This is a genomic window from Sphingomonas paeninsulae (assembly GCF_003660165.1).
Classification (GTDB): Bacteria; Pseudomonadota; Alphaproteobacteria; order Sphingomonadales; family Sphingomonadaceae; genus Sphingomonas_O; species Sphingomonas_O paeninsulae.
In genome coordinates this window covers 119,183-137,899 of the sequence record NZ_CP032828.1, presented here as the reverse complement: position 1 = coordinate 137,899, position 18,717 = coordinate 119,183, and the positions used below count along the sequence as shown (strand labels likewise).

The 18,717-nt window shown below is 60.9% G+C and carries 24 protein-coding genes; 18 read left to right on the top strand and 6 right to left on the bottom strand.

The window, feature by feature from the left end; all coding sequences use genetic code 11:
• Nucleotides 1–4 precede the first annotated feature (4 nt).
• A complete protein-coding gene (locus D3Y57_RS01845; protein ID WP_121150828.1) occupies nucleotides 5–994 on the bottom strand; it encodes a FecR family protein in 990 nt (329 codons plus the stop codon).
• Between the two features lie 5 nt (nucleotides 995–999).
• Nucleotides 1,000–1,653 carry an RNA polymerase sigma factor gene (locus D3Y57_RS01840; protein ID WP_121150826.1) on the bottom strand — a complete coding sequence of 218 codons (654 nt, stop codon included), beginning with the start codon at nucleotides 1,651–1,653 and terminating at the stop codon, nucleotides 1,000–1,002.
• A gap of 753 nt (nucleotides 1,654–2,406) precedes the next feature.
• Here D3Y57_RS01840 and D3Y57_RS01835 point away from each other — a divergent pair.
• The 5 genes from D3Y57_RS01835 to D3Y57_RS01815 all read left to right on the top strand — a co-directional run bounded on the left by D3Y57_RS01835 (nucleotide 2,407) and on the right by D3Y57_RS01815 (nucleotide 6,851).
• The gene (locus D3Y57_RS01835) at nucleotides 2,407–3,555 is read left to right on the top strand and encodes an ArdC family protein (RefSeq protein ID WP_121150824.1); all 1,149 of its coding nucleotides are present in this window, start codon (nucleotides 2,407–2,409) and stop codon (nucleotides 3,553–3,555) included.
• The gene (locus D3Y57_RS01830) at nucleotides 3,552–3,935 is read left to right on the top strand and encodes a DUF2958 domain-containing protein (RefSeq protein ID WP_121150821.1); all 384 of its coding nucleotides are present in this window, start codon (nucleotides 3,552–3,554) and stop codon (nucleotides 3,933–3,935) included. Before D3Y57_RS01835 ends, D3Y57_RS01830 begins: the two co-directional genes overlap by 4 nt.
• 125 nt (nucleotides 3,936–4,060) lie before the next feature.
• Complete coding sequence (locus tag D3Y57_RS01825; protein ID WP_347400368.1) at nucleotides 4,061–6,322, top strand: ParB/RepB/Spo0J family partition protein; 2,262 nt, start codon at nucleotides 4,061–4,063, stop codon at nucleotides 6,320–6,322.
• Nucleotides 6,319–6,459: a hypothetical protein gene (locus D3Y57_RS20620; RefSeq protein ID WP_239025789.1), complete on the top strand. Its 141-nt coding sequence runs from the start codon at nucleotides 6,319–6,321 to the stop codon at nucleotides 6,457–6,459. Before D3Y57_RS01825 ends, D3Y57_RS20620 begins: the two co-directional genes overlap by 4 nt.
• A gap of 116 nt (nucleotides 6,460–6,575) precedes the next feature.
• A complete protein-coding gene (locus D3Y57_RS01815) occupies nucleotides 6,576–6,851 on the top strand; it encodes a hypothetical protein (RefSeq protein ID WP_239025788.1) in 276 nt (91 codons plus the stop codon).
• Here D3Y57_RS01815 and D3Y57_RS01810 read toward each other — a convergent pair.
• Complete coding sequence (locus D3Y57_RS01810) at nucleotides 6,838–7,050, bottom strand: hypothetical protein (protein WP_162986878.1); 213 nt, start codon at nucleotides 7,048–7,050, stop codon at nucleotides 6,838–6,840. The genes D3Y57_RS01815 and D3Y57_RS01810 overlap by 14 nt on opposite strands.
• 310 nt (nucleotides 7,051–7,360) lie before the next feature.
• Between D3Y57_RS01810 and D3Y57_RS01805 the strand changes: the two genes are divergently transcribed.
• The 11 genes from D3Y57_RS01805 (at nucleotide 7,361) to D3Y57_RS01755 (ending at nucleotide 15,616) form a co-directional block, all read left to right on the top strand.
• The gene (locus D3Y57_RS01805; RefSeq protein ID WP_121150815.1) at nucleotides 7,361–7,681 is read left to right on the top strand and encodes a DUF736 domain-containing protein; all 321 of its coding nucleotides are present in this window, start codon (nucleotides 7,361–7,363) and stop codon (nucleotides 7,679–7,681) included.
• Between the two features lie 173 nt (nucleotides 7,682–7,854).
• On the top strand, nucleotides 7,855–8,085 hold the full coding sequence (locus D3Y57_RS01800) for a helix-turn-helix transcriptional regulator (protein WP_121150813.1): 231 nt from the start codon (nucleotides 7,855–7,857) through the stop codon (nucleotides 8,083–8,085).
• 91 nt (nucleotides 8,086–8,176) lie between these two features.
• Nucleotides 8,177–8,662 carry a S26 family signal peptidase gene (locus D3Y57_RS01795; protein ID WP_162986877.1) on the top strand — a complete coding sequence of 162 codons (486 nt, stop codon included), beginning with the start codon at nucleotides 8,177–8,179 and terminating at the stop codon, nucleotides 8,660–8,662.
• On the top strand, nucleotides 8,650–9,255 hold the full coding sequence (locus D3Y57_RS01790; protein WP_121150809.1) for a lytic transglycosylase domain-containing protein: 606 nt from the start codon (nucleotides 8,650–8,652) through the stop codon (nucleotides 9,253–9,255). Before D3Y57_RS01795 ends, D3Y57_RS01790 begins: the two co-directional genes overlap by 13 nt.
• A gap of 309 nt (nucleotides 9,256–9,564) precedes the next feature.
• Nucleotides 9,565–9,924 carry a hypothetical protein gene (locus D3Y57_RS01785; protein ID WP_121152050.1) on the top strand — a complete coding sequence of 120 codons (360 nt, stop codon included), beginning with the start codon at nucleotides 9,565–9,567 and terminating at the stop codon, nucleotides 9,922–9,924.
• Between the two features lie 336 nt (nucleotides 9,925–10,260).
• Nucleotides 10,261–12,246 (top strand): relaxase/mobilization nuclease RlxS, encoded by a 1,986-nt coding sequence (rlxS, locus tag D3Y57_RS01780; protein ID WP_121152048.1) that lies wholly within the window; start codon nucleotides 10,261–10,263, stop codon nucleotides 12,244–12,246.
• A 189-nt stretch (nucleotides 12,247–12,435) separates the two neighbouring features.
• On the top strand, nucleotides 12,436–12,774 hold the full coding sequence (locus D3Y57_RS01775; protein WP_121152046.1) for a hypothetical protein: 339 nt from the start codon (nucleotides 12,436–12,438) through the stop codon (nucleotides 12,772–12,774).
• Nucleotides 12,771–13,145 carry a helix-turn-helix domain-containing protein gene (locus D3Y57_RS01770; protein ID WP_121150807.1) on the top strand — a complete coding sequence of 125 codons (375 nt, stop codon included), beginning with the start codon at nucleotides 12,771–12,773 and terminating at the stop codon, nucleotides 13,143–13,145. Before D3Y57_RS01775 ends, D3Y57_RS01770 begins: the two co-directional genes overlap by 4 nt.
• 146 nt (nucleotides 13,146–13,291) lie before the next feature.
• Entirely contained in the window at nucleotides 13,292–14,158 is an 867-nt protein-coding gene (locus D3Y57_RS01765) for an ImmA/IrrE family metallo-endopeptidase (protein WP_239025787.1), read from the top strand.
• Between the two features lie 80 nt (nucleotides 14,159–14,238).
• A complete protein-coding gene (locus tag D3Y57_RS01760) occupies nucleotides 14,239–14,847 on the top strand; it encodes a C1 family peptidase (RefSeq protein ID WP_239025786.1) in 609 nt (202 codons plus the stop codon).
• Entirely contained in the window at nucleotides 14,819–15,616 is a 798-nt protein-coding gene (locus D3Y57_RS01755; protein WP_121150801.1) for a hypothetical protein, read from the top strand. The genes D3Y57_RS01760 and D3Y57_RS01755 overlap by 29 nt, the downstream gene beginning before the upstream one ends.
• On the opposite strand, the gene D3Y57_RS21250 is transcribed toward D3Y57_RS01755, so the two are convergent.
• On the bottom strand, nucleotides 15,583–15,927 hold the full coding sequence (locus D3Y57_RS21250; RefSeq protein WP_347400367.1) for a uracil-DNA glycosylase family protein: 345 nt from the start codon (nucleotides 15,925–15,927) through the stop codon (nucleotides 15,583–15,585). The two genes, D3Y57_RS01755 and D3Y57_RS21250, sit on opposite strands and share 34 nt — an antisense overlap.
• A 114-nt stretch (nucleotides 15,928–16,041) precedes the next feature.
• Here D3Y57_RS21250 and D3Y57_RS21245 point away from each other — a divergent pair, with 114 nt between their 5' ends.
• The gene (locus D3Y57_RS21245; protein ID WP_162986876.1) at nucleotides 16,042–16,269 is read left to right on the top strand and encodes a hypothetical protein; all 228 of its coding nucleotides are present in this window, start codon (nucleotides 16,042–16,044) and stop codon (nucleotides 16,267–16,269) included.
• Nucleotides 16,270–16,286: 17 nt separating this feature from the next.
• Here D3Y57_RS21245 and D3Y57_RS01745 read toward each other — a convergent pair whose 3' ends face one another.
• On the bottom strand, nucleotides 16,287–17,459 hold the full coding sequence (locus tag D3Y57_RS01745; RefSeq protein WP_121150797.1) for a nucleoside triphosphate pyrophosphohydrolase family protein: 1,173 nt from the start codon (nucleotides 17,457–17,459) through the stop codon (nucleotides 16,287–16,289).
• Nucleotides 17,459–17,809, bottom strand: coding sequence for a hypothetical protein (locus D3Y57_RS20610; RefSeq protein WP_239025785.1), 351 nt, complete (start codon nucleotides 17,807–17,809; stop codon nucleotides 17,459–17,461). Before D3Y57_RS20610 ends, D3Y57_RS01745 begins: the two co-directional genes overlap by 1 nt.
• Here D3Y57_RS20610 and D3Y57_RS01735 point away from each other — a divergent pair.
• Entirely contained in the window at nucleotides 17,789–18,709 is a 921-nt protein-coding gene (locus D3Y57_RS01735; protein WP_239025784.1) for a nucleotidyltransferase and HEPN domain-containing protein, read from the top strand. The genes D3Y57_RS20610 and D3Y57_RS01735 overlap by 21 nt on opposite strands.
• Nucleotides 18,710–18,717 lie beyond the last annotated feature (8 nt).

Below are 18,717 nucleotides of genomic sequence, written 5' to 3'. Positions count from 1 at the left end.
TATTTCAAGGTTTTTTGGTCAGCAAAATCGCGCCGTCGCTGCGGTACGTAAGCGCGAGGTCGAACATCGACGCGAGCATGTCGGCAAAGCCTTGCGGATTGGTGATGTTGAAACCGCCGGTAACCAGCGGTGCCTGCACACGGCTGCCATCGAAAGCGATCTGGACCCGGTTGCGCGCATTGAACAGCGCGATTGCCCGGGCGAGCGGTGTTCGGTCGAACGAGACCATCGCTACGGTCCGGGTATCCCCTCGTCCCGCAGTCTGTACCGGTCCGAGCGTTCCTGCAACGGGCACCATCAGGCTCTGTCCCGGCATCAGGCGACGCACGTCGCCGGTCGGCCTTGCTGCCAGGGTCCGCTCGACGTCGATCGCACCGCGCAGCAGGACGACGCGCACGCCCTGTGGCAGCAGCCGCACGTCGAAGATCGTACCATGCGCGGTGACGATGCCGTTGCCGGCGTGGACCTGAAACGGCCGGTTCGGATCATGCGCGACGTCGAACCGCGCATGGCCACGGCGAAGCGTCAGGCTGCGCATGTTGGGGGCAATAGCGATCTGGAGCACCGAGCCGGCACCGAGCAGCACCATCGAACCGTCGTGAAGGCGAAACCGGCGCACTTCATTCGGTGCCGTCGCGATTTGCGAGACTTGGTTGGTCGTTTGCGCGGGGCGGCGTATCGGTCCGAAACCGGACCATCCCATGCCGATCCCGCCGATCAGCGCGATGACGAGCGCGGCGAACGCCGCGCGTATCGGCCAGTGTGCACTCCGGCCTCGATGCGTCGCTTCATCCCGGTCATAGGCATAGCGCGTCGCTGCGACCGGCAGGTCGAGACCCCAGCTCGTTCTGGCCTCATCGAACGCACGGGCATTGGCCGGGCTATCCGTTCGCCAGCGCTCGAACGCCGCGCGATCGAAGGCGGCGCTTTCATTGGCCATGCGCGCAACCCATCGCGCCGCGATCCGCGCACGCCGGTCTCCGAGGCCGAACATGCGGTTCAGCCGTTCCGCATCGCGCGGTTGATAATGTACAGTGCCTTGCCCATCTGTTTTTCGATACCCTTGATACTGCGCCCGGTCCGCGCGGCAATGTCGCGATAGGTATCGCCATCGAGACGATGCGCCATGAAAATCTCGCGAGTCGCCGGTTTCATGGCCGCCATAGCCCTTTCAAGCCGCTGCAGCCTATCCCGCGATTCGAGAAGCGCGACCGGATCGACCCCGGTGAGCTGGACGTCGTCATCGCTGACATGCAGCGCGGCCGAACGCCGCGCGGCAAAACGCGCCTGCTCGGTGATCAGATTGTTGGCGATTCTGTTCACATAGGCGCGCGGCTGATCGATCGCGACCGCTGTCCGCGCCGTTACCCCCGCCAGACGGGCGAAGGTTTCCTGGACGAGATCGTCGGCATCGACGCGAGAGCTGCGTACCATGAAATACCGTCGCAGCCGCGTGCTGTGTTCGCGGTAAAGCTGGCCGAGGCCTGCTGAGGTCGGCGTTTCCACTCTGTCGCTTTCGGGCGGTAAAGGGTCGCGCTCGGCAAGCGGTGTGTGGGGCCTAACGACCGGGACGGCGCGGTTCGGTCGCGGGAGTGCCTCGTAGTCGTCGAGCGTCACCCGGTTGGTGACTGCTGGTCCGTTCTGTTCCGCCATTGCTCTCGCATCCCGGTGACAAGACGCGCCGGCTGGTTGAGCCGGGTGTTGAGAACATGATCGAGCATGCGCCGACGCTTTTAGCCGTGAACGGCCTGGACATGGCGTCGGCCACCCGGCCTCAAAGCCAAGAGGAACAGTCTTATCTTCGATCAAGGTTCTCACGCCTCGACGCCGAATGTCTACGGCGCGGCCTTGAGTGTACTTGGCTATTCTTGCGATGCAAGTCCCTGACTTCGCCACTGTTTCGGCTTCCGAACCTCGTGGTGGGCTAATGCGCTGACAAGGCGACGGCTTCTTTTACCGGCTTGATGACAGGCGGTAGCGTTTAGGCGCAGCGAGGGCGGTCTCACCGTATTGGCGGTCTGCTCGTGGTTTATATAATTTATCAGAGCGTCTGACGCCTCGCGCCGCGGGCGCGACCGCGCTCTACGGCTTCGCCGCCGAGCCCCGAACCGGGTCTCGTCCTTATCGGTAACGATCGCATGGCGCGGGGCCTGTCGACCCCCTTGTGGTCGCCGCTGGCGCGGCGGCGTTGTTCGAGCCTTTCCCGGACGAGCGCGGGTGGGCGGCGCTCCCTGCTAGGCCCGCCCGCGTCCCCTGCAAGCCGGGCTGCGCCCGGCTCCTCCACTCACGTTGCGGCCCGTTGGGTGCCGGGGCCACTCGCGGCGGGCCTCTTCGGTCGCAAGGTGCCGCCCACCCCCGCTATCCGGGGCGGCCTTGCGAGGTTTGGGGCGGGGCAGGAGGCAAGTCATGGATCAGATCACCACCCTTGGCACCGGCGGACAGCGTGCGAGCGAAGCGACTCCGCGTACCAATGCGCACGGCGACAGCCCGTCGCCGGGGCGACCACCCGCGCGCAATCGGCGGTCGTCGCGCAGGCGGGCCGATGCGTTGCAGGACGCCGCACCCGAAGCGATCCGCACCAATCTTTATGATGCCGTCACCGCGCAGATCATCGCCGATCTCGAATCCGGGCGCGTGCCGTGGGTGCAGCCTTGGGGACAGGCGGGCGGCACCGGTCCCGCCCTCCCGCGCAATGCGCTGACCGCGCGGCGCTATTCGGGGGTCAATATCCTCATTCTGTGGGGGGCTGTGATCGAAAACGGATACCCGTCGCAAAGCTGGCTGACCTTCAAGCAGGCGCTCGAAGCGGGTGGGTCGGTGCGCAAGGGCGAACGCGGTACCACCGTCGTTTATGCCGACCGCTTCGTTTCCGAGAGTGAAAAGGCGCGCGCGGTCGAAAGCGGCGGTGATGCCAAGGCAGTGTCGTTCCTTAAGCGCTTCACCGTGTTCAACGTCGCGCAGTGCGAAGGACTGCGGTCGGGGCTTGCGCCTGACCCGGCCCCCTTGCCCGAGCGTGAGATCGTGCCCGTTGCCGAAAGCGTCATTGCCGCCAGCGGCGTCGATTTTCGTATCGGCGGACCCCGCGCTTTTTACGTGCCGTCACACGATTTCGTGCAGGTGCCGCCGCAACCGGCGTTCTACGATCAGGTCAATTATTACCGGACCTGTCTGCACGAACTGACCCACGCCACTGGCCACGACTCGCGGCTCGACCGCTCGTTTGCGGGCGGCTTTGGCAGCAAGGACTATGCGCGCGAGGAACTGATCGCCGAAATGGGATCGGCGTTCCTGTGCGCGTCGCTCGGCATCGTACCGACCGTGCGCCATGTCGATTATATCGCGGCATGGCTCGACGTGTTGCGCGAAGACAATCGCGCGATCTTCCGTGCCGCCAGCGCCGCGACCAAGGCCGCCGACTGGCTGCTCGCGCGCCATGAAGCCGCCCAAAATGCCGATCCCGATGCCGATGCCGATGGCGATGGCGATGGCGAGATCGAGATCGACACCCACAGCGACAGCGAAGACGCTGCCCAGAATGAGGGAGCGGGAGCATGAAACTGCTGACCCCCGCACTCGCCTTCGACCTGCGCATGAACGGGGCCGCCGCCGCGCGTGGTGCTCCGGGCCACGACCCCGCCCCGCTCGCCAAACTGTTCAATCCAATGGGCGCGGCGACATGGCTCGTCACCGAACTCGACGCCGACGGCGACACGCTATTCGGTCTGGCCGACTTGGGTTTTGGCTGTCCCGAGATGGGCAGTTTCAGCCTTTCGGAAATCGAGGGCACTCGCCTGCCGTTCGGGCTGTGCATCGAGCGCGATCTTTTTTTCACGAGCACGGAGCCGCTGTCAGTCTGGGCCGACAGCGCGCGCCGTGCCGGTTCGATCATGGGGGCTGCTGCGCTGCTGGCCGATGCCAGCCGTGCCGTACCCTGACCCGCTTGCCACCGCTCAGGTCCGAGCGGTGGCGGACGCAGCGGCGCGTTTCGCCGCAGACCAGAACCGGCCCCGCACCCTACGGGAAGTATGAAACGGGACCGGCCACTCCAAGGAGCAGACCAATGAAACTACAATTTATTCCGCTCGACAAGCTGTCTGTCAGCAAAACCAATATGCGCTACGGCAAGAAAGCACCCGACGTATCCGATATCTTGCCGACCGTGCGGTCGCGCGGCGTTCTCCAGCCGATCATTGTGCGTCCGAACTGTGCGCCCGACGGCTATGAAATCGTCGCCGGAAGCCGCCGTTTTCATGCCGCCAAAATCGTCGAGGCCGAACGCGTGACCGGCCTCGATGGCGGCACCGACGACACCGAAACCGCCGTCCTGCCGTGTGCAATCCTCGACGACGGTGACGATGCCGACGCCGTCGAGGCGTCGATGATCGAGAACATGGCGCGGCTCGATCCCGACGAGGTCACCCGCTGGGAAGTCTTCACCCGACTGGTCAAGGAAGGCCGCAGCGTCGAGGACATCGGCGTGACCTTCGGTCTGCCCGACCTCGCCATCCGGCGCGTTCTGGCACTCGGCAACCTGTTGCCGCGCATCCGCGATCTGTATCGGAAACAGGAGATCGACGCAGCCACCGTCCGGCATCTGACGATGGCGAGCAAGAGCCAGCAAAAGGCGTGGCTGGCGCTCGCCGACGACGATAATGCCTATCTGCCGACCGGCTATCAGTTGAAATCGTGGCTGTGCGGCGGCGCATCGATTCCGGTCAAATATGCGCTGTTCGACGTTGAGGCGCGCGGGCTGGCGACCGTCGCCGACCTGTTCGGCGAGGACCGCTATTTTGCCGACCCGGAGGCTTTCTGGCCATGCCAGAACGACGCTATCGAGATGCGCCGCGCGACGCTGATCGAGGATGGCTGGGCCGATGCGATCATCATCCCGCCATCGGCACATTTCTCGACATGGGAATATGAAAAGGCCGGAAAACGGAAAGGCGGGCGCGTCTATATCGCGGTGCGCTCGACCGGCGAGGTGACGATCCACGAAGGCTATATTTCGCGGAAAGAGGCGCAGCGGATCGCCAAAGGCGGGGATAACGGCACCGCTCCCAAGGTCGTGCGCCCCGAAATGACGATCACGATGAAAACCTATGTCGATCTGCATCGCCACGCCGCCGTGCGCGCCGCACTGACCGCGTATACCGGCGTCGCGCTGCGATTGATGCTCGCCCATGTCATCGCCGGATCGCCGCTGTGGACGGTGCGGACCGAGCCGCAGCGGACCGGCAATGACGATGTCCGCGACAGCCTCGACAATGCACCCGCGGAGGCCGAATTCGACCAGCGCCGCCGTGCGGTTCTGGCGGTGCTCGGCTTTGACGAAGATGCCCCGACGGTGACCGGCGGCAACGGTGACGACACGCTCGTCGCGCTGTTTCACCGCCTGACCGATCTTCCCGACGCGCTCGTCGTCGAGATCATCGCCATCGTCATGGGCGAAACTTTGGCGAGCGGCAGCGAGGCGGTCGAGGCGGTCGGGCTTCACCTTGGCGTCGATATGGCGCGCTACTGGCGCGCGGATGCGGCATTTCTCGACCTGCTACGCGATAGGCAAGTGCTGACGCGGATCGTCGCCGAGGTTGCAGGCGAAACCGTTGCAACAGCTAATGCGGGTGAGAAAACCAAGACGCTCAAACGCATCGTCCACGACCATCTCGACGGCGAGAACGGGCGTGATCCCGTGACCGGGTGGTTGCCGCGCTGGATGACCTTCCCGCCGACCGCCTACACCGCGCGCGGTGCCCCAACGACCGTTGCAGCGAATGAAGTGGCACAGATCGAGCCGCGCGATACCGGGTGGAGAATGAGGGCGACGACGACCCCGATCCCGCCGCTCCCGCTGGCGCGGTCGCGCTGTGCGACGATGATGACGACGGCGATCCAGTGCCGCTGGCAGCGTAAACCTGAGGGGGAGCGGCAGACGCCGCTCCCCATTTTTTCCCACGTTAAAATCTGCCGCGCCGCCGCCGCAAGCGTCGACGGCGCGGCGACCAAGGAGATAGTATCATGGCCGACCGTGTTTCAGTCTCTTGTCGCATTGGCGGTGATCTTGCCGAAAACCAGCGCCGCAAAATCGTCGATGTCATCGTCGATCAGGGGCTGTCGCTCGAATGGGACGGTCCCGATTTCGACTTCACCCAATTCCCCGACGACGGCCCGCTCACACTGTTTGCGCACGAAGTGGCATGGGGGCGATTGGACGACCTCGAAGGCTTTTGTATCGAGCATGGCTTGCCGTTCGTGCGCTGGGCGGGCGGCTACCCCGGTCAGTTCGGACCCGAACGCGCGGTGTTCACCGGCAGCGGCGACGTGACGCTCTATGCCGCCGACGAAGAGGAATTTACCGTCATAACCCGGAACACCGCTGAGCGGCTTGGGAGCTATCACGCCATCCTCGCGCACTTCGCCGCCGCCGATTTTCAGGTGCCGCACTTCCGTTTTGTCCCCTGAAAATCGCGCCGTGCCCCGGCCCACTGCGATGGGCCGGGGCGCGGCGGACGACCGCCTGACGCCGGTCGCTGGCAGCCCGACTTCCGAACGGAATCGGCCGATATAAAAAGACTGCGGTGGATCACGGGTGGACGTTTCGGGTGGTTTCGGGCACGGGCGTTGCCCAGGGGGCGTTCACGACCATGGCTGTATTGGACGACGTCGAACGCTTCGTCGTGCGCCTGTCGCCCGAACCCGTCTGCGACGATTGCATCGCCGAAAAGCTGGACTTGAGCGTGCGCCAGCACGCCAATCACAAGACGCGCGAGCTGGCCGGGTCGAACGGGTTTGAGCGTCGCAAGGACGTCTGTTCGCTGTGCGGCGGCACCAAGCTGGTCATCAGCCGCCGCTAGGGTTCGAGGCTTCGGGGCAGCGATCGAACGCGCGAAACACCCCTGTCTTGCCGCCCAGTTCACCGCGCCACGCCGGGACGCTGCGCCGTCGCGATGCCGCCCGATGACAATCAGCGCGTGCGGTCAGGCGTAACCCGACGTGCAAGGGGTTCCGGTGCCGTCTCGCGTCCGGCGTGGCTTCGGAAACGTCCTGCGCCATGGCCCTTTCCGTCACATTCTTCGTGGACAAACCGGTGCAGCGCATGGCGTCTCCGTGGGCAAGCACCCGTCCGTTTCGAGGTCGTTTGGGCATGTCCTGACCGGTCGCCGCCAGTTCGAAACCATCGCCGAAGGCTTATTTCCCCGCCGCCCCTGGGCGGCTCCTCGCGGGCGCTAAAGCTCCAAATAAGCCTTCGGCTCCGGTCCTCCGCTGCGCTCCAGCCTGTCGGTTCGGACCGCCTTCTGCGACCGGTCTTCGGTCTGCCCATCGCCTCGGAATCGGTCGGGGCGAGCACTCAAGGAGACTTACCATGCCCGCAATCGGTTATGTGACCCGCGAAGGAAATGCCTACAAGGGCCAGCTCAAGACGCTCTCGATCCGCACGGAGATCGAGATCGTTCCCAACCCCCGCAAATCGGGCGATACCCAGCCCGACTATCGCGTGTCGGCAGGTGGTGTCGAGGTCGGCGCAGGCTGGCTGCGGCGCGGCGAACTGAGCGGCAAGGACTATGTCTCGCTGTCGCTCGCCGCCCCCGAATTCGGCCCCCGGCGGCTCTACGCCAACCTCGGTCGCGCTGCCGGCCAGGATGACGACGATGCCTTCGCGATCATCTGGAACCCCGCTGACTGACCGCCTGGCCCCCGCGCGCTCGTGACCGGGCGCGCGGGGTTCTTCTTCGTTTCGGCGACGGAGGGTCGTTCTCGAGGGGGTCGATCAACGACCCTCCCGAACGTGGCGCAACGGCGACATTCCGGGAGCAACGCGGTGCCACCGGGGCGACCGCGTGACCGCCGGAGGCTTTCATGGAGACTGACGACACCGCCGTGCGCGCGCAGAAGGCGCGCGAAACCTGCCCGTTCCTCACCGCAAAACAGACCGCGTACCATCTCGGCATCGCCTATCTGACGCTCAAGAGCATGCGTGAGCGCGGACGGGGCCCTCGCTGCCGGTTGCACGGCACGACGTGGCGCTATCATATCGACGATATCGAGGCGTGGTCGAAGGCGCATATGCGTGGTGGCCAGCATGGCTGAGCGCGCTGAGACGTCGCGCGCTGCTTCTTCCGTGTGGGCTCAGCCAGGCAATAAACGACACGCGCGCAAGCCAGCCCGTCGATGTCTTTTCGTGATCGGCATCGGTCTTGGCATCGCCGCCGTCGTGGCCACGATCGTCGATCACCCGCGCCCGCGACTGGTCTGGAATGCCAGCGCCAGCGCTCCTGTCGGTCTCTATGCCGTCACCGCGATCACCACGCCCAGACGCGGCGACTTGGTCATCGCGTGGCCACCTTCGACGATGCGCGATCTTGCTGCGCGACGACACTATCTGCCACGCGGGGTGCCGCTGGTGAAGCGCATCGTTGCCGTTTCGGGTGACCGGATTTGCGCCGGGGGAGATGCGATCAGCATCGATGACCGGTTGGTGGCGATCCGGCGCAGTCGTGATGCACAAGGACGTTCCATGCCGCAGTGGACCGGCTGCATCACTCTGCACCGGGGCACTGTGTTCCTGCTGATGACGAAGGCGGCAGGCTCGTTCGACGGACGCTATTTCGGGCCCACCGGTCCCCAAGACCTCATCGGAAAGGCGACACCGTTATGGGTGCGCTGAAAGGTGGCATGGTCATCGCGATAGCGATCTTCGTCACCCGGGCGGAGGCCGATCCTATCGACCGGTGGCAGCCGATCATCGCCGAGGCCTCGCTGCGGTTCGGCATTCCGACGCCGTGGATTGCCCGCGTCATGCGCGCCGAAAGCGGCGGCAACACCATGCTGGACGGACGCCCAACGGTATCGCGCGCCGGGGCGCTGGGGCTGATGCAGCTGATGCCCGCGACCTGGAACGAGATGCGGACTGGTTTGGCGCTCGGGCTCGATCCACATGATCCGCACGACAATATCATCGCGGGCACCGCCTATCTGCGCGCAATGTTTGACCGCTTCGGCTACCCCGGATTGTTCGCGGCCTATAATGCCGGGCCGGGGCGCTATGCCGCCTATCTCAGGGGCGCGGGCACGCTCCCGGGCGAAACGCGGGCCTATCTGGCCGAGGTGGCTGGAGACCGAACTGTCGTTCCGCAGAACGAGCAACCGACACCGGTAAATACCCTGTTTGCCGTGCGAAATGACCGGCCAGACCGCCGTTCCGGCCCGCTTGCCGCGACACAACAAGACATGCTTTTTGTGACCTTGCCGCCGCATTGAGAGACATTTTCCCTGTCGAAGGCGCGGCAAGGAACAGGGTATCCGATCGGAGAGAGGGGTCGTCTCGGCCCTCCCATGATGGTGGCCGCCGGGACGTCTGTGCAAGGCCGGCGGCGCCTCCAATTTTGACGGCGGGACACGGCGTGGTCGTCAACTCGCCAGTGCAGCGTTCCCGCCGACAAAATCGGTTCCTCCACCGCCGCTGCGCGGTGCCTCCGCGCAGGCGCTCCGGCAGCCCTGACAGACGCCCCGGCGACCACCCGGCGAATGATGTTCTCGCTGATGGGAACGCATTTTTCGGAGGGTATCATGACATTAATTCAGGCAGGTGCAGACATTCAGGATCGCGTGCTGGCAACGTTGATTGCAGGGCTCGAAATCGAATTCGGGCGGGGACCCGGCGCAGGGCTGGCGCAGCAGTTTCTGGAGGCCGAGGACGTCGATTTTCGCTGGGAAACACGGGTCGAGGAACGCTGGCTCGGCACATACGAGAGCCTCGAGGACAGCGAATTTCTGCTGGATCGGGTGGCGATCTGCGGGCAATTGGACGGTGACTGGTTCATGGCCACGATGATCGTGGATGGCGACGGCGAAGCGCACGGGATGCTTGGATGCCGGTCATTCGGGACGGCGAAAGCGGCGCAGGCGGCGATGGTGACGGCGCATTGATCGACAATTCGAGGCCGGAGCAGCGCGCAACTAGCGTGGTGCTTCGGCCTATTCTTTGCGTTTTCGGCCTGGGGTGAGGGGGAGCGGGGAGGGGCGTAGAGGGTGGAGAGACCAGCTTTGGAAAGTGGGCGGCGTAAGGCAAGATAAAGCAACGACACTGCTCGTGCCGTAAGCTGTTGCCTGCACATCGTTTTTAGGAAGTTTCGGCGGCACTGTCTTCTTGGGACCGGTGTTGCTTGCACTGAAAACGGCGGGTTTCCGCGACGCTCGGCGACACCGGTTTTCATGGACGCGGTGGCACGGCATTCTCGGGGCTCAACGGCGCAGAAAACGGCGATGGCTGACGACGACGATAGTTTCGAGCCGCATCTCGGACGGCAAAGATCGCTCGGCGGAAAGCGGTCGCGCAGCGCGCTCGGGCGCATTCTCAGGAGCACCAATCTCGCGCGTGGCGGCGGGCCCGGTCTAGCATCGTCGCGCACGTTCACCGGCAGCCGGATCGGACGCGGCGGCGGCACCGGGCGCGTGCTGGCCAGGCGCGGTGACGGGGCGGCATTCGGGCGGCGGCGCGTTATCGTCAAGGCGCGCATCGTCAAGCTCGCGGGCAGGGGTGTCAGCGCAGCGGCGGCACACCTGCGCTATCTCCAGCGCGACGGCACGACCCGCGAAGGCGAACCCGGCACATTGTACGGGCGTGACAGCGATGCGATCGATGGCGCTGAATTCCGTGCGCGCGGTAATGGTGACCGGCACCAGTTCCGCTTTATCGTTTCAGCTGAAGACGGTTCTGACTATGACGACCTCAAACCGCTGACGCGGCGCCTGATGGAGCGCGCCGAGGAAGACCTCGGCACCAGGCTCGACTGGGTCGCGGTCGATCACTTTAACACCGGCCATCCGCACAGCCATATCGTCGTCCGCGGCGTCGACGAACGCGGGAAGGATCTGGTCATCGCCCGCGAGTATCTGACCGGAGGATTGCGCGAGCGCGCCGCCGAGCTCGTCGATCTCGACCTGGGGCCGCGATCGGCGCGCGAGATCGAGATCGCGCTACGCGCCGAAGTCACGCAGGAACGGCTGACCTCGATCGATCGCGCGCTGCTCCGCGGGATCGGCGAGGATCGTGTCGTTGCGGCAAGCGGTCGTGACGGCTTCGACCAGGCGATCCGGACCGGACGGTTGAATAGACTCGCGGAGATGGATCTCGCCGAACCGATCGGGGCAGGGCGCTACCGCCTCGCCGAAGGGCTCGACGATACGCTGCGCGGGATGGGCGAGCGCGGCGACATTATTCGCATGATGCAGCGCGACTTTACCCGCGTGCATTTAAACCGTCCGATGGCCGACCGCGTCATTTACGACCCCGCTTCGAGCGAGGCGCAACCATTGGTCGGGCGGATGGTGGCACGCGGCTTCGCCGACGAGTTCAACGACCGCCATTATCTGATCGTCGATGCGACCGACGGGCGCAGTCATTATGTCGCGATCGGCAAGGGCGAGAACCTCGAACAGCTGGCGACCGGCGCGATCGTCCGGATCGATCCGCTGAGCGCGGCCGTACGCGCCGTCGATCGAACGATTGCCGAGGTCGCTGCCGCCAATGGCGGTCACTACGACATCGACGCGCATTTGCGCCATGATCCGGGTGCGACCGAAGCGTTTGCCGAGACGCATGTCCGGCGGCTCGAAGCGATGCGCCGGGGCGGGGGCGGCGTCACCCGTGATGCCTCTGGGCAATGGACGATCGCGCCAGACCATCTTGATCGGGTGCGAAGCTGGCAAACCGACCGTCTGCGCGACCGCCCGGTCGGGATCAAAGTCCTGTCGCCCGTACCGCTCGACCGGCTGCATGATGCCGATGCCGCAACCTGGCTCGATCGCGAGGCCGTCGCGAATGACCCCGTGCCTTTGCGCGAGGCCGGCTTCGGGCAGGACGTTCGCGACACGCAGGCGCGCCGTCGCCAGTGGCTGATCGCACAGGGGCTGGGGGATGAAATGGCTGGCGCGGCGGGTCCCGCCGGTGGCCTGCTGGCGACCCTCCAGCGCCGTGAATTGCTGCGCGTGTCCGGCCAGCTTGCCGACGAACTGCAGCGCCCGTTTTCGGAAAGCGCAGAGGGGACCCGCGTCGAAGGCATCTATCGCAAACCGGTCGATCTCGTCAGCGGCCGGTTCGCCGTCATCGAACGGTCGCGCGACTTCACTTTAGTGCCGTGGCGGCCTGTGCTCGAACAGCAGCTTGGCAAACCCTTGTCGGGCGTCATGCGGGGCGACGGCATCAGCTGGACGATTGGGCGCGGTCGGTCCGGACCCATTATTTCGTAATTTCAGCTGAAACAATTCAGTTGGGCCGAACCCAATCCAGCGGGTTGATCGCAATCGGAAAAATGTTAATAATAGCATTTGCTTGGTCTACTCGATGCCATCTCACTCTATCCAAGGTAGAATAATCTTGCATGTCGGATATTCCGACATTAAGTCTTGGCGGATGTAGTCGAATCATGCGGAGATTATATGGCCACCATTGCTCCACCGGCACCCGTAATACAGGCCTTTCCGATGAAGGCCGTTTTAGACGCACTGACTCAAGAATTGATGGATGTTGCTCAGTCAGAAGCACAAGTGCGCGGCATCACGTTACCTACTGCCCCGGGCAGCGCTCTCAAATCAGCAGTGCCAATGGATTCGCTGACGATCGTTGACGCGCTCTGTGTGCTCGATGCCGTAGTTGGGTTCCAGCTCAAGGAAAGTATCGTCCGAATGGGAGGCTACAATTCGGTTGAAGCGGCACTCCAAAACATGATTCCCAAAATCGAGAAGGCTTGGCTTCGGAAGCAAGGAGCAAAGAAATGAGCAATTTGGCAGCCCGGACCAACAGTGACGATTTGGAGCGAAAAAAGCTGGGCGATCGTTTGAGGGAGGCCCGAAAATATCTCGGGCTTAAACAGGATGAAGTGGCATCCTATCTTAAAATTCCGCGCACCGCCCTTACCGATATTGAAAATGGACAACGTCGGGTCGAAGCAATCGAGTTAACGCACCTTGCACGATTATATCGCCAATCTGTTGGCTATTTCACGGGCGAAGATGAGGTGTCGGCATCACTGCCAGTGGATGTGGCGCATTTGGCGCGCCGCGTAGCAGACCTTTCAGCGCCTGATCGTCAAGAATTGAGCCGATTTGCGGAGTATCTCCGTACGCGAACAGCCGTGGGCCAAGGCTGACAATGGCAATTGATTATCCAAGCGCTGTTCGGGCTGGGGCGATGGCAGCAGGACGGCTGCATCGGACACTTGGAACCCGTGCGTTGATTGAAAGTCGGGCCGGAGCCATCGACGTCTTTGGTGCAATAGCTTCGCTCGACTTACCCTTGTTGCTGCGTCCGCTGCGAGGGTTGCTCGGTGCGTTTCTCAATGAGCCTATACCAGGCATTTTAGTCACCACTGAACGGTCAATGAGCATCCAGCGTTTCACAGCAGCGCATGAACTTGGTCATTTTTCACTCGATCATCAACCGAGTCTTGATGATGAATCCATCCTGCGTCGAATGCCGTCGTCGCCCGAACCGACTGCCGACTTTCAAGAAACCGAAGCTGACTCCTTTGCTATCGCGTTTATGATGCCCAAATGGCTCATTCTCGCGCATTGTACCCGACAAGACTGGCGGGTCACCGATTTGCGTCGCCCTGAAGTCGCCTACCAACTTTCCCTTCGAATGGGAGCAAGCTACGAAGCCACATGCAGGACGCTCGTGCGCTATGAGCTTATCACATTCGCGGATATGCAGGGCTTGCGCCAAACCGAACCGCGCCTTCTGAAAACTAAGCTTTTGGTGGATTTTCATCCTGCGGACTACCGCCGCGACGTCTGGCTTCTCACGGAGCGGGATGAGGGAACACGGATTGATGGCAGCCGGAATGACCTGTTCGTTTTGCGCCTGACCGAACACAGCAATGGCGGCTATGTCTGGAATTTCGACCAGCTGGTAGCTAGCGGGTTTGCTATCGTAAAAGATGAGCGAGTGGCAGCTGACACTGATGTCATCGGTAGCCCCGTCGTTCGACAAGTGACGGCTGCGCCCGAACTTGCGGCGCGTGGGCATTTGCTGATCGAAGAATTCCGTCCTTGGCAGCCATCGCCATCTTTGACACAACTTACGCTGGATATTGACCTGACCGGCCCCGAGGAAGAGGGCCTGTCACGCGCAGAGCGTCGCCGTCTCTTAGAAGCCGCGTAAGTCCCGCCATGCTTATAATCGGCACGGATCTTCGGCCAATGTTTGGGCCTGTGCGCGACCAAGCTCAACGCCCAACATGTTTGGCTTTTGCAGCGAGCGACGCGCATGCAGCACTTCGTCCTGAATGGACGCCGCTATCGTGTGAATTTGTCTTTTATCATGCTCAGCGCCGAGCAAACCGGTCACCAGTGCAAGGTGCGACGCTTGGATCGATACTTGAAGCTCTTCGGCATGATGGCCAACCACCGGAAGTTGGCTGGCCGTACCTATCCGACTTGCCATCAGATCATGCCGACTGGTTGCCCCCCTCGGACTTATCTCCAATTTTTCGTCGCGGTGGTATTCCGTCGTCAAACATATTGGCGACCGTCATTCAAAAACTTGATCAGCAAGAACCAGTCATTTTGCTCAAGACACTTTCGGCATCGTTCTTTGTTCCTACTTTAACAGGCATTGTAGATCCAGCTCTAGACGAAGTTCCTGAGCCGACTCTCCGTCACGCGACGGTAGCTGTTGGACATGGGACGATCGATGGATCAACCGCAATACTAATACGAAACAGTTGGGGCTCTTCGTGGGGCATCAACGGTCACGCATGGCTCACTGAGCGCTTCCTCAATCCACGTTTGTTCGCCACCGCCAGTTTAAAGGAGGATATCAATGTATCTGCCGATCCCGTCACAGCCTGACTGTGTCTCTGCATGGCGTGAAGCTGTACGTTTAGTCGATGTGCAAACCGAACATCAGGCATATAATGTGATAATCGACGTTGCCGACCCAACCGCACGAGCTAATCTAGCTGACCCGGTTGTCGCGGCTCACGACGCATTCCTGTTGGCATGGAATCAGAAGCCCATTGAAACCGTTGCAAATACAATTTTCCCGGCGAGTCTTTATAACCGCTTCGGTGCCCCAGCTTTTTTTGATCGATTTCGCGACAATATCATGCCTAGGCTGCCTCGCCGTTCCGACAATTGGTCAGGTTATTATTTTGAGCGCATGATGCAGATGCCTCAAAAAAGCGGTGCGTCTTTCAACCAGCTTTGGGACATTGTCGAACGTATTCGCGATCCGAATGTTCGTGCGTTGAACAAATTTGAGATCAGCATCTTCGATCCCACACGCGATGTTGATAAATCACCCTACGGCGGTCAGTGCTTGAGCTTCGCGAGCCTGAAAATTATTGGGAAAGGAGCGCAGCGCAAAATTGGGATGACAGCGTTCTATCGCAACCATTTTTATATTGAAAAATTGCTCGGCAATCTGATTGGTCTCGGACGCCTGATGAGTTTTCTTGGAAAAGAAGGCGGTATCGCGGTCGGGCCACTCACCGTTGTTTCAACACATGCACAGATTGATCAACCGCGCAATGATGGCAAGAACTCCACTCGAGCAGATATCGCCGAATTGCTGCGGCAGTGTGATCAGGCAAATGCAAAATTGTTGTTGGTGGCGTGACGGATTTCCAACGGTAACTTTGGCTCACACTTCGTTAGCATTTCGTCTATGCCATAAAGAGCATGCATCGTAGCCATGAACTCATTTTGGCCGCCATAGCTCGGATGCCGCGCTGCACGTGTCGGAATGCTTAGCTCCCCGAGCGCCATCTGTGCGTCCCTGCCTATTGCTACTATCTGACGCGGTCGTAGCATTTCTATAAGTGACTGAAGTAGTGCCCATGTTGCGACGCGCTCAGATCGCGTATGGCAGCGGTTGGAAAGAGGGGCATCCGCTTCATGAGGATGGAACGGAAAAACATTCCAAAGCATGATGGGTTGCCCGATCTGGGCGAGTACACGCCATATTATCGCAGCAGTCCGTTCAGCAACGACTGGGCCTCGCGTAGCGCGCTCGAATGAGATTCCCCCCATTAGAGCGCCTGCATGAGCAAGGTGAACTTCATCGGTCAGCGGTACGCCAGTTCGGCGTCCACCGCGATAACCAAGGTCCCTCGCGATCCAAATAGTTTCGGCCTGTGCATCGAGAACGGCTTCGAGCATGCGCGTCAGATTGTCTCGGCGCTTCGCGGCCGCATCTGGGCGATCATGGAGGCTACAATGTTCTGCCCATGGATTGAACACCGACGGCGCGCTAAATTCCGCAAGCCGTGATACGAAATGCTTGGGCGTCATAGTGGCAATTCCCTGATACGAAGTCGTCGGTTCCGGAAGTCGATGTTGACCCGGCCGCGACGATTATTTTGAAGGAATCGGAAAGCTGCATAGCCTTGAAGGATAGCATCCTCCCAAAGCCACAATGGGCAGTCTTCCGATTCGTAACCGGTGACGAACTGGCGAACGTGCTTCAGCATGTCCAGCGGAAGTCCGCCTTTCTTCACGTCTTTAAAGAAATTGAGTTGCTGCGCCTGGCCAAATATCCAAGATGTCACTCCTTCTTCGATTAGGATTGCGCGCGCTCCATCCTGAGCATCATCGAGCTTCGGGTCGCTCTTTCTTTTCAGCCGTAAAAGCGCGCGGACGACGGGCGACCAGCCCAGAACTGCTACATGTGCGTAATGAAATACGTCGTGGAAGCGGTAATCATCTGGTTCGAGAGCGTTGTCGGTCAATCTGTCACCGACGAAAACGCCATTCGATTTTTGAAAAACATATACCTGCTTGCGGACCGACCGTTCGAACACATCAATAGTCATGCTTCGCGGTAACTGCTCCTCGGGCTCCATTGCGGCGTCGAAGGGTTCCGGAAATGTCCGGTCACCGGGCCAACGGTCGAAAATCTTTTTTTGATTTTTGATAGCTGCGACTTCCAAGGTCACACCGGAGTCGTTTGCCGCTTGGATAAGGTGACGCATCACGAGCGTCAGGCAAGACAACATTTGTTTCCGAGCTTTCAGAGCGCCTGATTGGTAGCCATCGATTAGCAACCCAATCTGGCCAGCGAGCGCGAGCAGTTTTCGCTCAAATTGCGCGGAAGGCTCCGTTGTCATGGGGATGTGGGCGGGCTGCAGCGCATGAAACGTCAAACTATCATCCGCTGAATCTGCCAGCCGAGTTTCGTCCAACGCATTGGCAGCAATACAACTGAAAGGAATGCCACTCCGGCGCGCGACAGATGCCAGATACCATAGAACGTCGCCGAGTTCCTCTGAAACCGCTTCGGCGTATCCAAGATAAGATGCTTTATCTCGCTGCTTCTTTTTTACTTCGCTGAGCAGACTCCCGGTTTCGCCAAATACTCCAAGCATTGAAAAGCTAAGGGCATGCTTTCCTTTTTTTTGGTCCGTTAGTGCAGCTTGTCGTGCATATTCATCGATGGTCAGAGGAATGAAGTTGTTAGCCATCAATGCTTCTTTCTTCGATCGCAAATTGCTTCGATGGGGACGATCACTCCGTAAGCCTGAAGAGCCTTCAGAACGACCATCCTGATAGATTCACGACTATTAAGCGCTTTGAGGCGGAGATCATATTTCGTTTCGGCCGGCACCTGAATTTGAAGATGGTCCTCTAATTCAACATTTTTATTTAACGTTTTCATGAAATCATTAAAACACGATTTAATGAAAACACCTAACAAATTTGTTCCTCTAATTTTGTAAAAATCGATGACTTGAAGGGTAAGCGCCGCGGGAAAGTGCTTGCCCTTCCGCGTGAGGACCGCGAGAATCGCCCAGTGCGCGCCGACATAGATCATTTGCCACCGCGCCAGCAGAGCGAGCTGGAGTGGGCGAAGCAGACGCTGGTGGAGGAGTTCTCGTCAGCGATTTCGCGCGCCACGCAGCCGTGGAAAAAGAACGGCAAGATCCTCAAGATCATTCTCTTCGGCAGTTATTCGCGCGACGACTGGGTCGACGAGCCGGAAAATGGCTACCAGTCCGATTTCGATCTGCTCGTGATCGTCAGCCACAAAGACCTGACCGACGTCGCCGATTACTGGTATGTCGCCGAGGACAAAATCCAGCGCGATCCCGAGATTGCGCGACCGGTCAACATCATCGTCCATACGCTTGAAGAGGTGAATCAGGCGCTCCGGCGGGGCGAGTATTTCTGGGTCGATATCGCGCGCGACGGCATCATGCTGTACGAATTGCCCGGCAGCGCCCTAGCGACACCGATGCCATTGACCCCGGTCGATGCATACCAGATGGCAGCTGACTATCTGACGCGTCAACGTTCATCCTTGGACAACTGGTTGCGTATGTCGGACTTAGCCATGGGCGAGGGCTCTACCGCAGATTGGCGAAACAAGGCTGCGTTCAACCTACATCAAGCAGCCGAAACGGCTTACGCCTGCTTCCTTCTTGTCAGAACGCTCTATTTCCCACGGTCGCATAACGTGAAATTCCTGCGTTCGTTGGCGGAGGACAAAGAGCCAAGGCTAATTGCCGCGTGGCCGCGAGAAATGAGGTCTGACCGACGACGCTTTGAATTGGTCAAACGCGCCTATGTTGAAGCGCGATATTCAGACAGCTATGAGATCAGCGCTGATGACCTTGCGGCGATCTCTTCCTGCGTGCGAACGCTCCGTGATATTGTCGAGCAGGTTTCGCTCGAAAGGCTGGCACAGCTGCGAAGCGAGGCCGAGTTCCCCTAGCAGTCTAA

What these genes read in the sequence shown, in the direction of transcription:
- D3Y57_RS20610 (WP_239025785.1), bottom strand. Translation starts at nt 17,809, where the DNA reads ATGATCTATGTCGGCGCGCACTGGGCGATTCTCGCGGTCCTCACGCGG.
- D3Y57_RS01785 (WP_121152050.1), top strand. Translation starts at nt 9,565, where the DNA reads ATGACATTAATTCAGGCAGGTGCAGACATTCAGGATCGCGTGCTGGCA.
- D3Y57_RS21250 (WP_347400367.1), bottom strand. Translation starts at nt 15,927, where the DNA reads ATGCTTTGGAATGTTTTTCCGTTCCATCCTCATGAAGCGGATGCCCCT.
- D3Y57_RS01825 (WP_347400368.1), top strand. Translation starts at nt 4,061, where the DNA reads ATGAAACTACAATTTATTCCGCTCGACAAGCTGTCTGTCAGCAAAACC.
- D3Y57_RS01840 (WP_121150826.1), bottom strand. Translation starts at nt 1,653, where the DNA reads ATGGCGGAACAGAACGGACCAGCAGTCACCAACCGGGTGACGCTCGAC.
- D3Y57_RS21245 (WP_162986876.1), top strand. Translation starts at nt 16,042, where the DNA reads ATGAGCAAGGTGAACTTCATCGGTCAGCGGTACGCCAGTTCGGCGTCC.
- D3Y57_RS01830 (WP_121150821.1), top strand. Translation starts at nt 3,552, where the DNA reads ATGAAACTGCTGACCCCCGCACTCGCCTTCGACCTGCGCATGAACGGG.
- D3Y57_RS01845 (WP_121150828.1), bottom strand. Translation starts at nt 994, where the DNA reads ATGTTCGGCCTCGGAGACCGGCGTGCGCGGATCGCGGCGCGATGGGTT.
- D3Y57_RS01800 (WP_121150813.1), top strand. Translation starts at nt 7,855, where the DNA reads ATGGAGACTGACGACACCGCCGTGCGCGCGCAGAAGGCGCGCGAAACC.
- D3Y57_RS01755 (WP_121150801.1), top strand. Translation starts at nt 14,819, where the DNA reads ATGTATCTGCCGATCCCGTCACAGCCTGACTGTGTCTCTGCATGGCGT.
- rlxS (WP_121152048.1), top strand. Translation starts at nt 10,261, where the DNA reads ATGGCTGACGACGACGATAGTTTCGAGCCGCATCTCGGACGGCAAAGA.
- D3Y57_RS01805 (WP_121150815.1), top strand. Translation starts at nt 7,361, where the DNA reads ATGCCCGCAATCGGTTATGTGACCCGCGAAGGAAATGCCTACAAGGGC.
- D3Y57_RS01790 (WP_121150809.1), top strand. Translation starts at nt 8,650, where the DNA reads ATGGGTGCGCTGAAAGGTGGCATGGTCATCGCGATAGCGATCTTCGTC.
- D3Y57_RS01775 (WP_121152046.1), top strand. Translation starts at nt 12,436, where the DNA reads ATGGCCACCATTGCTCCACCGGCACCCGTAATACAGGCCTTTCCGATG.
- D3Y57_RS01745 (WP_121150797.1), bottom strand. Translation starts at nt 17,459, where the DNA reads ATGGCTAACAACTTCATTCCTCTGACCATCGATGAATATGCACGACAA.
- D3Y57_RS01770 (WP_121150807.1), top strand. Translation starts at nt 12,771, where the DNA reads ATGAGCAATTTGGCAGCCCGGACCAACAGTGACGATTTGGAGCGAAAA.
- D3Y57_RS01835 (WP_121150824.1), top strand. Translation starts at nt 2,407, where the DNA reads ATGGATCAGATCACCACCCTTGGCACCGGCGGACAGCGTGCGAGCGAA.
- D3Y57_RS01810 (WP_162986878.1), bottom strand. Translation starts at nt 7,050, where the DNA reads ATGGCGCAGGACGTTTCCGAAGCCACGCCGGACGCGAGACGGCACCGG.